The organism is Siminovitchia thermophila (genome assembly GCF_016909185.1).
Lineage (GTDB): Bacteria > Bacillota > Bacilli > Bacillales > Bacillaceae_C > Siminovitchia > Siminovitchia thermophila.
Genome location: NZ_JAFBFH010000043.1, coordinates 1 through 14321, shown reverse-complemented (window position 1 = coordinate 14321; position 14321 = coordinate 1). Strand labels below are relative to the sequence as shown.

Annotated in this window: 9 protein-coding genes; all 9 read left to right on the top strand. The window is 43.0% G+C overall.

The genetic code is table 11. The features are described 5' to 3' along the window. Window positions 1-253: 253 nt before the first annotated feature. The 9 genes from JOC94_RS20595 to argF all read left to right on the top strand — a co-directional run bounded on the left by JOC94_RS20595 (window position 254) and on the right by argF (window position 14032). On the top strand, window positions 254-667 hold the full coding sequence (locus JOC94_RS20595; protein ID WP_077113526.1) for a CoA-binding protein: 414 nt from the start codon (window positions 254-256) through the stop codon (window positions 665-667). A 540-nt stretch (window positions 668-1207) separates the two neighbouring features. Next, a complete protein-coding gene (parE, locus tag JOC94_RS20590; protein WP_077113439.1) occupies window positions 1208-3187 on the top strand; it encodes a DNA topoisomerase IV subunit B in 1980 nt (659 codons plus the stop codon). Next, window positions 3184-5616 carry a DNA topoisomerase IV subunit A gene (parC, locus tag JOC94_RS20585; RefSeq protein ID WP_077113440.1) on the top strand — a complete coding sequence of 811 codons (2433 nt, stop codon included), beginning with the start codon at window positions 3184-3186 and terminating at the stop codon, window positions 5614-5616. The genes parE and parC overlap by 4 nt, the downstream gene beginning before the upstream one ends. Window positions 5617-5895: 279 nt before the next feature. Next, window positions 5896-6930, top strand: coding sequence for an N-acetyl-gamma-glutamyl-phosphate reductase (argC, locus tag JOC94_RS20580; protein WP_077113441.1), 1035 nt, complete (start codon window positions 5896-5898; stop codon window positions 6928-6930). A 19-nt stretch (window positions 6931-6949) separates the two neighbouring features. Further along, window positions 6950-7744 (top strand): acetylglutamate kinase, encoded by a 795-nt coding sequence (gene argB, locus JOC94_RS20575; protein ID WP_077113442.1) that lies wholly within the window; start codon window positions 6950-6952, stop codon window positions 7742-7744. Continuing rightward, complete coding sequence (locus tag JOC94_RS20570) at window positions 7728-8861, top strand: acetylornithine transaminase (RefSeq protein ID WP_077113443.1); 1134 nt, start codon at window positions 7728-7730, stop codon at window positions 8859-8861. The genes argB and JOC94_RS20570 overlap by 17 nt, the downstream gene beginning before the upstream one ends. Before the next feature lie 68 nt (window positions 8862-8929). Then, a complete protein-coding gene (locus tag JOC94_RS20565) occupies window positions 8930-9979 on the top strand; it encodes a carbamoyl phosphate synthase small subunit (protein WP_077113444.1) in 1050 nt (349 codons plus the stop codon). Next, window positions 9972-13085 (top strand): carbamoyl phosphate synthase large subunit, encoded by a 3114-nt coding sequence (locus tag JOC94_RS20560; protein ID WP_077113445.1) that lies wholly within the window; start codon window positions 9972-9974, stop codon window positions 13083-13085. Before JOC94_RS20565 ends, JOC94_RS20560 begins: the two co-directional genes overlap by 8 nt. Further along, complete coding sequence (gene argF / locus JOC94_RS20555) at window positions 13085-14032, top strand: ornithine carbamoyltransferase (RefSeq protein WP_077113446.1); 948 nt, start codon at window positions 13085-13087, stop codon at window positions 14030-14032. The genes JOC94_RS20560 and argF overlap by 1 nt, the downstream gene beginning before the upstream one ends. Window positions 14033-14321: the final 289 nt, after the last annotated feature.

The window sequence follows — 14321 nt, the reverse complement described above, 5'->3', positions numbered from 1 at the left end:
GGGCAGTGGTGATACAATTGCCAGTAAAAGCCTGATTCGGCCAGTTTGACAGGACTAGGAAAAACTTCGACGGTATTGTCATCGAAGTAAAAGCCCGATTGGGTTAACTAACAACCAGGGAATACCGGCTGATTGAAGTTTCACTTTATTGTACCATGTCCCCATCATAATTGTGTATACGTAATCGCTTGCATGAAAAACAGGAGTGAATTACGATATGATTAAGACGAGACTTATTGAAGGAGGATATGAAATGGCGATAGAAAATCCAACAAGAGAAGAAATGGGACAAATTTTGAAAAAAGCAAAAAGAATAGCCGTTGTGGGCCTTAGTGATAATCCTGAAAGAACTTCATATATGGTATCAGAGGCAATGAAAGATGCTGGTTACGAAATCATCCCTGTTAATCCAACTGTAGATGAAGTGTTTGGCATCAAAGCTGTTGATTCATTAAAGGAAGTTGAAGGACATGTTGATATCGTCAATGTTTTTAGGCGTTCTGAGTTTTTGCCGGAGATTGCGAAAGAATTCGTTGGAATTGACGCAGATGTATTTTGGGCCCAATTAGGTGTGCAAAATGAAGAGGCGTATGAATTTTTAAAGGAAAAGGGCTATACTGTCATCATGGACAGATGCATTAAAGTGGAGCACGCCTTAACAAAATAAGCGCCACAGCGGGTATATGTTTAGTCTATCGTATTCGAAATCGCCAAGGCGTACCATTTTACACGCACTCTAAGCCTAATGTCGTTCACGCAAATCTTTTTGGAAACCTCCACAAGGCACGCAACCCGTCTTTGCTTGTTTCATATCAATTCAAGCAAACAGATCAACTGGTTGCGTGCTTTTTTGCAAATTTAAAAAATGTGGATGCTTGTCAGGCATTTGATACAAGAAGCTTTATAAATTCAAAGGAACGCAATGTTTTGACTTTCCGTCCTGCTGAAGGACGGTCTTTTCATGTTCATCAAAGAAAATGAAAATGACAGAAGGGCGGCACTGATGAAACAGCAAAAAAAGAAGTAAGCCGGAAATAACACTTATGAACATTTCGGCAAACTCTTGAGACGTATAATCCCTTCACCATTTGCAAAAAGAGAGCTTCCGGATATACAATAAGACATGCTTGGAAAAATATGATATAGTACAATATGCGAACAAGTGTTTTATAACTGGAAAGCTCTATGAAAGAGGAGTCGTTTTATAATGAGTAAAAATATGACAACGATGGAATATAACGAAGATTCGATTCAAGTGCTGGAAGGGCTGGATGCTGTCCGAAAAAGGCCCGGCATGTATATAGGCTCCACGGATGCCCGCGGTCTTCATCACCTTGTTTATGAAATTGTCGACAACTCGGTGGATGAAGCTTTAGCAGGATATGGCGACCAAATTATCGTTACGCTGCATAAGGATCACAGTGTAAGCGTGGAGGATAAAGGGCGCGGTATGCCTACCGGAATCCATCAAACAGGCAAACCTACTACAGAAGTCATATTGACCGTTTTGCATGCAGGAGGGAAGTTCGGCCAAGGAGGATACAAGACGAGCGGAGGCTTGCATGGGGTTGGCGCTTCTGTTGTGAACGCACTCTCTGAATGGCTCATCGTAACGATTAAAAGAGATGGTGTTATATACGAACAAAAATTTGAAAATGGCGGAAAACCGGCCACAACGCTTGAGAAAAGGGGAACGACGAGGCAAACCGGAACCAAAATCCATTTTAAGCCCGACCCGGCTATTTTCAGTACAACCACGTTAAATTATGAAATCTTGAGCAGCAGGCTTCGGGAATCAGCGTTTTTATTAAAAGGGCTCACAATTGAAGTCAATGATCTGCGCAGCGGGCAGCACGAAGTATTTTGCTATGAAAATGGCATTGAAGCTTTTGTGGAATACCTAAATGGAGAAAAAGATGCCCTTCATTCTGTCGTTTCATTTGAAGGGACGGCGAATGACATCGAGGTAGATTTTGCATTTCAATTTAATGATGGCTACGCCGAGAATATTTTGTCTTTTGTAAACCACGTCCGGACAAAAGACGGCGGAACACATGAGGTGGGCGCGAAAACGGCGATCACAAGAGCCGTCAATGATTTTGCGAGAAAAACAGGATTGCTGAAAGAAAAAGATAAAAACCTGGAAGGTTCGGATATCCGGGAAGGTTTGGCTGCTATCTTATCCGTAAGAATTCCAGAAGAATTACTTCAATTTGAAGGACAAACAAAAGGAAAGCTGGGAACAGCCGAGGCAAGATCCGCTGTTGATACGATTATATCGGAACAGCTGGCCTACTTCTTGGCCGAAAACCCCAATGTCAGCTCCATGCTTGTGAAAAAAGCGATTAAAGCGGCTCAGGCACGGGAGGCGGCAAGAAAAGCCAGGGAAGAGGCGAGAAGCGGAAAACGCAGAAGGAGATCCGACGCGTTGCTTTCAGGTAAACTCACGCCCGCCCAGTCGAAAAATCCGAAGAAAAATGAGTTGTATTTAGTGGAAGGAGATTCGGCGGGCGGTTCGGCAAAGCAGGGAAGAGACCGCAGGTTCCAGGCAGTTCTCCCGCTGCGCGGCAAGGTGGTCAACACGGAAAAAGCGAAGCTTCAGGATATATTTAAAAATGAAGAAATCAATACGATTATCCATACGATCGGCGCAGGCGTCGGACCGGAATTCAATCTGGAAGACGTCAATTACGATAAAGTTATCATCATGACCGATGCCGATACGGACGGAGCCCATATTCAAGTATTGCTTCTTACCTTCTTTTACCGTTATATGAAACCCTTGATTGAAGCCGGAAAAGTATTTATTGCGCTCCCGCCCCTTTATAAAGTAAGCAAAGGAACTGGAAAAAAAGCGATTGTCGAATACGCATGGACAGACGATGAATTGGCAGATGTAACAAAAAAGGTCGGCAAAGGATATATGTTGCAAAGATATAAAGGTCTTGGTGAAATGAATCCCGATCAACTGTGGGAAACGACGATGAACCCGGAAACAAGAACGCTGATCAGGGTGCTGATTGATGACGCGGCAAGTGCGGAAAAACGTGTGACGACGCTAATGGGGGACAAAGTGGAACCACGGAGAAAATGGATTGAAAACAATGTTCAATTCGGCATGCAGGACGACATGAATATACTTGAAAATGAGAACTTGACATCAGAAGGGGGAGCTGTTGATTTATGACGGCAATGGAAAGATTTCAAGATTTGCCTCTTGAGGAAGTACTGGGTGACCGATTTGGCCGTTACAGCAAGTATATTATTCAGGAACGGGCGCTTCCGGATGCCAGAGACGGGCTGAAACCGGTACAGCGCAGAATTTTATATGCCATGCATCAAGATGGAAACACCGCAGACAAAGGTTTTAGAAAGTCGGCAAAAACGGTAGGGAACGTCATTGGGAACTATCACCCGCATGGAGATACATCAGTGTATGAAGCAATGGTTCGTATGAGCCAAGACTGGAAAGTAAGAAACGTATTAATTGAGATGCACGGAAATAATGGAAGCATAGACGGTGATCCGGCTGCGGCAATGCGTTATACGGAAGCCCGTCTTTCCAAGCTTTCTTCCGAGCTGCTTCGAGACATCGAAAAAAGAACAGTGGAACATGTACCAAACTTTGATGATACATCCTCTGAACCGACTGTGCTTCCGGCGCGGTTTCCAAACCTTCTCGTCAATGGCTCCACAGGTATTTCGGCAGGTTATGCGACCGATATTCCCCCACATCATCTCGGAGAAGTGATCGATGCCGTCATCATGCGGATGGATAAACCTGGGTGCACCGTCGATGATATCATGACGGTCATCCAAGGCCCAGATTTCCCTACAGGGGGCATTATTCAAGGTGTGGACGGAATCAAGAAAGCGTATGAAACTGGAAAAGGAAGAATTGTTGTCAGAGGCAAAACGGATATTGAGACGATTCGCGGAGGAAGAAAGCAAATTGTCATCAGTGAGATTCCTTACGATGTAAACAAAGCCAATCTTGTGAAAAGGATTGACGAATTTCGAATCGACCGGAAGCTTGAAGGAATTGCCGAGGTTCGGGATGAAACCGACAGAACCGGCCTTCGGATGGTCATCGAGTTAAAAAGAGAAGCGGATGCCGAAGGAATCTTGAATTATTTATTTAAAAACAGCGATCTCCAAGTAACCTATAACTTTAATATGGTTGCCATAAGAGATCAGCGGCCAAAGCTGATGGGAATTCTTGATCTTTTGGATTCCTATATCAAACATCAGAAAGAAGTCGTCGCCAACCGTTCCCGCTTCGATTTGGAAAAAGCATTGGAGAGGCAACATATCGTGGAAGGTCTCATGAAGGCTCTTTCGATTCTGGATGAAGTGATAGCAACCATCCGCGCCTCCAAAGACAAACGCAATGCCAAAGACAACCTTATATTGAATTTCGCCTTTTCTGAAAAACAGGCAGAGGCGATCGTATCCTTGCAATTGTATCGTCTGACAAATACGGACATCACTGCTTTGCAGAAAGAAGAAGCAGAATTGAAAGAGATAATCAAAAAGCTGAAAGAGATTTTGGACAGTGAAAAGAAATTATTAAGCGTCATTAAAAAAGAGTTAAAAGCTATCCAGAAAAAATATGCTGATGAACGACGTACGATCATCGAGCATGAAATAGAGGACATTAAAATTAATTTGGAAGTCATGATTCCAAATGAAGATGTCATTGTAACGGTGACAAAGGAAGGTTATTTAAAAAGAACAAGTTTAAGATCATACTCCGCTTCAAATGGCAGCGATTTGGCGATGAAAGAGCTTGACCGGCTCTTGCTTCAAGAAGAATTGCATACAGGAGACACTCTTTTACTTTTTACGAACAAAGGAAACTTTTTATATATTCCTGTACATGAACTGCCGGATATCCGCTGGAAAGACTTGGGTCAGCATATATCGGGAATCATTCCTATCGAACAGGATGAAGTAATTATAAAAGCTCTATCCATTAAAGAGTTTCAAGAGGATCAATTCCTTGTGTTCTTTACGAAATATGGCATGGTGAAGAAAAGTCCACTGAAACTCTACCAGCCGCAGCGCTATTCGAAGCCGCTTGTAGCAGTTAACTTGCGGGAACATGATGCTCTCATCAATGTTCAACTATCCAGCGGAACAGATGATATTTTCATCGTGACGAAACTCGGATACAGTCTCTTATTTAATGAAACAGAGGTTAATCCGATTGGAGCCCGAGCGCTTGGGGTAAAAGGCATTGATTTGAAGGAGAAAGATATTGTAGTTGGCGCAGAAGTGATTAAAGCCGAAACGGAACCTGCCATTATGATTGTGACGAACCGCGGGGCGGTTAAGAAAATGAAGTTCACAGAATTTGAGAAAGGCGGGCGCGCCAAAAGAGGAACAGTCTTGCTCCGCGAATTAAAAAACAATCCGCACCGGGTTATTGGAGTGGCCGTATTGTACGAAAACAAGCCCGTCTTTGTTTTAACTGAAAAAGGGAACGTTGAGCAACTTCAACCAGCTACACTAAAATTCAATGACAGATATTCGAACGGATCGTTTTTGATTGATGAAAAAGAATATGGACATTCAATTGAAATATGGGAGGATGCGGAACCCATAGAAGGATAAAACAACCTTTTGGTTGTGAATAACGGCACTCCGATTGTTAGACACGGTTTAACAATTGGGGTGCGTTTTTTTATTTTCCGCGCTGAAATGATGCACCGTAATGAGCTATGTTGTGGGGAATTTAGCTTACCGAAGTGCTTATTACTGGCCAAATTTTCTTTATATATAAAAATGTTATAAATATACTATTGAATTAATTTTTATACAGCGTATAATATATAACATCTAAAGAATAACGGAAAAATTTGGAGTGGATCACGTTTTAAGGGAGTGTTGGTAGTGAAAGTGGGAATTATTGGGGCAACTGGATACGGGGGAGCGGAACTGCTAAGAATTTTACAATCTCATCCAGCTTTTACGATAGCAGCGATTTATTCATCATCACAACAAGGAAAGGATATAACTGCCCATTATCCTCATTTATCGCATCTTTCTATGACATTGGATGAAATTCATCCGGAAGCAATTGCCAAACAAACGGATATTGTGTTTTTGGGGGTGCCATCGGGAATTTCTGCTGAAATTGCCCCGTCGTTATTGAAAGCAGGATGTACAGTAATTGATTTATCGGGAGATTTCCGGTTGAAAAATATAGAGCAGTATGAAAAGTGGTATAACAAGAAACCGGCTCCGAAGGAATGGGTAGATCAAGCAGTTTATGCCATGCCGGAAATAAACCGATCGGCCATCAAACAGGATACGAAGTTTATATCCAACCCTGGTTGCTACCCTACAGCCACGTTGCTTGGCTTGGCGCCTGTTGTCCAAAACAAGCTGGCGAAAGAAGGGTCTATTATTATTGACGCCAAATCCGGTGTTTCCGGCGCTGGACAAACAGCGAGTTTTGGAACGATTTACAGCGAACTCAATGAAAATTTCAAAATATACAAAGTGAATCAACACCAACATATACCGGAAATGGAACAGATGCTTTCAACTTGGGGATATGAAGCTCCGATCACGTTTAGCACTCATCTTGTTCCAATGACCCGGGGCATTATGTCAACGATTTATGTATCACTTGCTTCATCCGTGGACCAAGCCAAGATAGAGCAGTTATACATGGAATTTTATAAAGATGAACCTTTTATTCGCATCAGAAACAATAACCAGTTCCCTGCAACAAAAGAAGTGTTCGGTTCCAATTATTGCGATATCGGATTTTTACTGGATGAACGGACCGGCAGGCTAACAATTGTGTCAGTGATCGACAATCTGATGAAGGGAGCTGCCGGGCAGGCGGTGCAAAACGCCAATATTTTATGTGGACTGGACGAAACAGCGGGACTACAACTTTCCCCCGTTTACCCATAAATTCAGGAGGGAAGCAGTCATGAGTAAAATCATTGTCATTAAGTTCGGCGGAAGCATGATCGATTCACTGTCTGACGAATTTTATGAAGGAATAAAAAAACTAAAGGACGGCGGATGGCAGCCTTTAATCGTACATGGCGGCGGACCGGCTATTAATCAAATGCTTCACAACTTAAAAATAAAGTCCGAGTTTCATAACGGCTTAAGAAAAACAACAAAAGCGGTTATGGATGTGGTAGAGATGGTTTTATCAGGAAGCATGACCAATACGATCGTCAGAAATGTAAACAACCACGGGCTGTCTGCCATCGGAATGACAGGCTTTGACGGACCTTTACTTGAAGCAAAGCCGATTGATTTTGAAAAGCTCGGTTATGTCGGAGAAATAACACATGTCAATAAACATTTGCTGCTAAAAGTAATGGCGCTGGGAATGATTCCAGTCATTTCACCGATCGCACCTGGAGCAGATGGCAAAATCTCTTATAATATTAACGCAGATACGGCAGCGGGATCTATTGCCACTGCCTTGGAAGCGGAAAAACTATTATTTGTCACAGATGTTCCCGGCATTTTAAAGAATGAACAATTAATGGAAGTAGCAACCAAATCAGAAATTCTCGACTTGATAAATGAAGGAACGATTACGGGAGGCATGATTCCAAAGGTCAAAGCCGCTCTGGACAGCCTTGATGAGGGAATGAGCGAAGTCATGATCGTAAGTGGAAATGCCCACATAGTCAGTGAAGGAAAAATTATCGGGACAACGATAAAGAAAGAATTGGAGGAAATCCCGTATGTCTCATCTATTTAACACATATGCCAAATGGGATGTAGAAATCTCATCCGGCTTAGGAACAAAAGTGATTGATACAAATGGCAAAGATTATTTGGATTTTACTTCCGGCATTGGTGTATGCAATCTGGGGCATTGCCATCCCGAGGTTGTTGGCCCTGTTCAAGAACAGTTGGAAAAATTGTGGCATACATCCAACTTGTTTCAAAGCTCTTTGCAGGAACAAGTGGCAGAACTGCTGGCGAACCATTCTTGCGGAGACTTGGTATTTTTTGCGAACAGCGGGGCAGAGGCCAATGAAGCAGCTATTAAATTGGCTCGCAAGTTTACCGGAAAACCGAAAATTATTACGTTTCTCCAATCATTTCATGGCAGAACGCTTGGAACGATCGCGGCAACAGGACAAGAGAAAGTAAAGACCGGCTTTGGCCCGATGCTTGAAACATTTCATCATGTGCCATATAACAACATCGAAGCAGTTAAAGAGGCCATAGATGGACAAACGGCCGCAGTCATGCTGGAAGTGATTCAAGGCGAGGGAGGCGTCATCCCTGCCGACCATGATTTTCTCAAAAAATTAGAGCAAGTGTGTCACGATAACGGACTCCTGCTAATCATCGACGAAGTTCAAACGGGCATTGGCAGAACAGGAAAACCATTTGCCTATCAACATTACAATATTTCGCCGGATATCATTACATCAGCGAAGGGACTTGGAAACGGCATACCTGTCGGAGCGATGATTGGAAAGAAAAAGTTAAGTTCAGCATTTGGACCGGGCAGCCACGCCACTACATTCGGTGGTGGACCACTTGCGATGACAGCTGCCAAAGCGGTGCTTAACATCGTGTTTCAGGAACATTTTCTTCAAGAAGTAGAGGACAAAGCGGACTTTTTTGCAAAACAGTTAACGAAAATGAAGGATCGGCTTGATGGCTTGGTCAACATTCGCCACAAAGGGCTCATGTATGGCCTCGAATTTAAGGAAGATGTCGGCTCTTTGGTTACCAACTTAAGGGCGAACGGACTTCTTGCATTAAACGCCGGACCAAATGTGTTAAGAATGCTCCCTCCTTTAACAGTTACTTATAAGGAGCTGGAGGAAGCATTAAATATAATTGAAAAGACAGTTTAATTTTTTTACATGGAAATGCATAAAAATGCAAATTTAAAAATAAAAATACGAAAGCGGGGAAAGGAAGAATGGAAGGATCCTTACTGCTCGCTAATGGTGAACGATTTACAGGCCAGTGGCATGGAAAAAACAGCGACTCCTTTGGAGAAATCATTTTTTATACAGGTATGGGACGGATTCAAGAATTTATCACCGATCCGGCAAACAAAGGAAAAATAGTGGCAGCGACATTTCCGGGAATAGTAAATGTCGAATTGGATAAAGAACAATTTGAAAGTGATCAGATTCAAATAAATGGACTGATCATCCAAGATGATTTATCCATACCGCAAAATGCCGGTTTGTACCATGAATTAATGACGGCAAACATCCCCATCTTGGCTGGGGCAGATACCCGGGCCATCGTCAAAAAGGTTAAATATGCGGGGGAAATGCCGGCTGTTTTGACACTGGGCAGCAGCAACCAACTATTTCCGATTGATCAAAAAGAAGGAAGAGCAGATAAGAAAAAAGTTGACATGATCTTAAAAGAGGGAAAAAACCATATCGTCATCATTGATTTTGGATATAAAAAATCTTTGCTGAAACTTCTTAAAAAAATCGATTGCAAGGTGACGATTGTTCCGAATCACGCTACGAAAAAACAGATAGATTCACTGAATCCGGACGGTTTGATTTTTTCCGGAGGATACGGAAATCCATTGTTATGGGAACAATACTTAAACGAATATAAGCACATGGCCGTAAGCTACCCGGTTCTTGGTTTGGGACTTGGCCACCAAATTTTGGCGCTTTCTTTCGGCGGCAACGTGGAAAAAATGCGGACGGGACACAGAAGCTTCAAAGAGCCGATCATCGATTCAACAACACAAAAAGTATATATGTCCGTTCAAAATCATGGGTATGCTGTCCAAGACAAACAACTTAATAAGAACGGATGGCGCATTTCCTTTAAAAATGTTCATGATGGAACCATTGAAGGGCTTGTTCATGAACATTATCCGATAGCAACGTATCAATTTCACCCGGATCTCTATGATCATCCGCTGAATTCGATTGTATTTCAAACTTTTTTCCATCATCTTGGAGAACGCAAAGGAGCAAGAGTGTATGCCTAAAAAGAAAGACATCAAGAAAGTATTGGTCATCGGTTCCGGGCCGATCGTTATCGGCCAGGCTGCGGAATTTGATTATGCCGGAACGCAAGCATGCATGGCTCTCAAAGAAGAAGGTTGCGACGTCGTTTTGGTCAATAATAATCCGGCGACCATTATGACAGATGAACAGTTTGCCAAAACAGTTTACTTTGAACCATTGACCATTGACAGTATGACAGAGATCATCAAAAAAGAGAAGCCTGATGGAATCCTTGGAACACTTGGAGGACAAACAGGGCTCAACTTGACTGTCGATTTATATAAACGGGGCATTCTCGAACAGTATAATGTGAAAGTGTTGGGTACATCCCCAGAGTCTATTATTCAGGGGGAAGATCGCCAGGCTTTCCGCAAACTGATGCATGAGCTGAAAGAACCTGTTCCCGAGAGCGAAATTATCCATTCGGTTGAAGAAGCCATCACATTTGCAAAGCAACAGGGTTTCCCCATTATTATTCGCCCGGCATATACGTTAGGCGGAGGGGGAGGAGGAATTGCCTCCAATTGGGAAGAACTCCGTTCCATTGTGAAAAAAGGATTGGATTCCAGCCCCATTACACAATGTTTAATTGAAAAAAGCATTGCGGGCTTTAAAGAAATTGAGTTTGAGATGGTCCGGGATGCCAATGACACATGCATTGCGATTTGCAGTATGGAGAACTTTGATCCGGTGGGCGTCCATACAGGTGATTCAATTGTCATCGCACCACAACAAACCCTTTCTGACAGTGAATTTAATACGCTTTATAAATCGGCGGTGAAAATTATTCGCGCATTGGGAATTGTCGGCGGCTGTAATATCCAATTTGCCCATGACCCACACAGTGATCAATACTATTTAATCGAAGTGAATCCCCGCCTAAGCCGGTCTTCTGCCCTTGCCTCGAAAGCGACGGGTTATCCAATTGCAAGAATAGCCGCCAAACTCAGTTTGGGCTATCATCTGCATGAACTAATCAATCCGGTTACCGGCACGACTTTTGCCAGCTTTGAACCAGTGGTAGATTACACGGTTGTTAAAATGCCGCGTTGGGCTTTTGATAAATTTCCGCAGGCACAGCGCAAGCTCGGTACCCAAATGAAGGCAACAGGAGAAATAATGGCCATAGACAGGCTTTTACCCGCAGCATTTCAAAAAGCTGTCAGATCCCTTGAATTAAAAACATGCGGCTTGGAGCTGGAAGGATTAGCTTCGTACACTGAAAGGCAATTATGGACTTCTGTTTCGCAGGCGGATGATGAACGCTTCTTTTCCATTCTGGAGCTCATGAGAAGAGGCGTTTCAAGCAAAGAAATCCAAGAAACAACTCACATTCATATGTATTTTCTTGATTGCCTGCAAGAACTTGTTCAATTGGAAGCACAAGCAAAAAAGAAAACATTGGAAACAGTGTCACATGAATTTTTAAAACGGCTAAAGGAAAAAGGATTTTCCGATCAATGGCTTGCTAGGATATGGAAAACCACCCTTGCTGCAGTCCGGGAAAAACGGATTCAAGAAAACATCACCCCTGTTTTTCAAATGGTTGATTCTTGCGCGGGAGAATTTCCGGCAGCGGCTCCTTACTTCTACTCCACATGGAAAGGAGAAGGGGATGTCGTCAAAAACAATACGAAGCGCAAAGTGGCCATTATCGGGTCGGGACCTGTCAGGATTGGACAGGGGATCGAGTTTGACTATTGTACCGTTCATGCGGCATTATCTTTGAAAAAAGCCGGCTATAAGACGATTTTGATCAACAATAATCCAGGTACGGTAAGTACGGATTTTCAAATCGCCGACCGCCTCTATTTTGAACCGCTTCATTTGGAGGACGTCTTAAATATTTTAGATTATGAAAAGCCCGACGGCGTCATTGTACAACTGGGCGGCCAAACGGCCATTAATTTGGCGGATGGGCTAGAAAACTTTGGATTTCCCCTATTGTCCATTTCACAGGATCAAATCGATCAAGTGGAAGACCGGGAGAAATTTTATCAGCTCTTGCAAGAGCTTTCCATTCCCCATATTCCGGGATTGACAGCTCATGATGCCGATGAATTGCTGGAGAAATCGGAAAGGATCGGCTTCCCAGTGTTATTAAGGCCTTCTTATGTCATAGGCGGACAGGGAATGCTCATTATTCAACAAAAAGAGGAATTGGAGCAATGTAAAAATTCCATTCAATATCCGGTTCTAATAGATGCGTATTATCAAGGGGTTGAAGTAGAGATTGACGCATTAGCAGACGGAGAAAACATATTCATTCCCGCTTATTTTGAACATATTGAAAAAGCCGGGGTCCACTCAGGAGACAGTATTACGGTAACTCCTCCTGTAAATATAGGTCATCAAGTAAAAGAAACGATTTTCTCATACACTGAAAAAATCGCAAAAAAGCTGGCATTCAAAGGAATCTTCAATGTCCAGTTTGTTGTTTATAAAGGAACGGTCTATGTGCTTGAAGTAAATCCGCGAGCGTCAAGGACGGTGCCGATTGTAAGCAAAATTACCGGAATCAATTTAATTGATGAATGCGTGAAAATACTAACTGGTTCAGCATTGTCTGCTGTTGTTCCGACTCAGCTACCATTTTACACCGTGAAGCACCCTGTTTTTTCCACCGGAAAACTTGAAGGGGTGGATCCAGTCTTGACACCCGAAATGAAGTCTACTGGCGAGCTGATCTCCATTGGAAACACGTTTCATGAAGCAATGGCCAAAGCGGTTCTTTGGAACGAACATTTGACAGCAAATGCCGAACAGTTAGCCTTTTTCGTCGACGAATGCCCAGATCAGGAAAAATGGCTTGCATTCATTACTGAATCCGGTTTTCAGGCGGTTACCGAAACTGCGGAATTGCCATTTGCCGAGTGGATAAAACAACAAAGAGGGGCCATATTGGTAAGTCTTGGTCATTCTAAACATTCCGTTCAAAATCGGAAAATCGCTTCTTTGGCCCAAGTCAACATATTAACCGAAAAAGAAACACTGGAAGCTTATTTATCAGGCTTGCAGCAACAAATAACTGAGCCAAAGTCAATGCAAGACTGGCTTGGAAACTGTGAAAAGGAAGTGCTGACATAATGATCGCCTCACAAGTGAACCTGAAAGGAAAACATTTACTCACGTTGGCTGATTTGTCTAAACAAGACATCATGCAATTAATCATGGATGCGATAAAACTAAAAGAGATGCAAAAGAAAGGAGAAAACCATCAATACTTAAAGGGAAAATCACTTGCGATGATATTTGAAAAATCATCTACAAGGACGCGAGTTTCCTTTGAAGTCGGAATGACGCAGCTCGGAGGACACGCTTTGTTCTTGGGCCGCAATGACATGCAGATGGGGAGAGGGGAGACAATCGAAGATACCGCCAAAGTGCTCTCACGTTATGTGGACGGTATTATGATTCGCACATACGAACATGATACAGTTGTGACGCTGGCGGCAAACGCCAGTGTGCCTGTCATAAACGGGTTGACGGACGACTATCACCCTTGCCAAGTACTGGCCGATTTAATGACACTTTACGAAAAGAAAGGAAGCTTGGAAGGAAAGAAGCTTGCATATATCGGCGACGGAAACAATATGACTCATTCCTTAATGATCGGCTGCGCCAAAACGGGTGTAAGCTGTTCTATAGCCGCACCTAAAGGATATGAGCCAAAAGCAGCCGTCATTGAAACTGCCATGAAATTTGCGGAAGCAACAGGAGCGGTGATCGAAGTGACAAACAATCCAGTTGAAGCCGTTTCGGACGCTGACGCAGTATATACGGACGTATGGACGAGCATGGGATGGGAAGCAGAGCAGCAGGAAAGGGAAAAGGCTTTCCAACAATTTCAAGTAAACAGCGAACTCATGGCTCACGCAAAGAAAGATGCCATTTTTCTCCATTGTTTGCCTGCCCATCGCGGAGAGGAAGTCACTGCCGAAGTCATTGACGGACCGCAATCCGTTGTATTTGATGAAGCCGAAAACCGCCTTCACGCCCAAAAAGCAGTATTGGCGGCACTGATGGCCGATTGATTACTGGCAGTAATGGCAGCAAGATCCCAATCAGCAATTGGGTTTAGGCTAAGGCTACTTTTTAAACTTGTTCGGTAATTGGTTGAATACCATACAACAATTAGGAAGTTACCTTTTCAATCAACATTTAATTAAACAGAAAAGAAAATGCAACCAATGAAAAGGTTGCATTTTCTTTTATTCCACTCCTTTTTTGGCTCTATACTAAATGTTGGGGTTTCCACACAATTTGCCCCAAAAAATACACGCAAACATCCAATTCTTTTATACTTGAATTGTCGAGAAACAA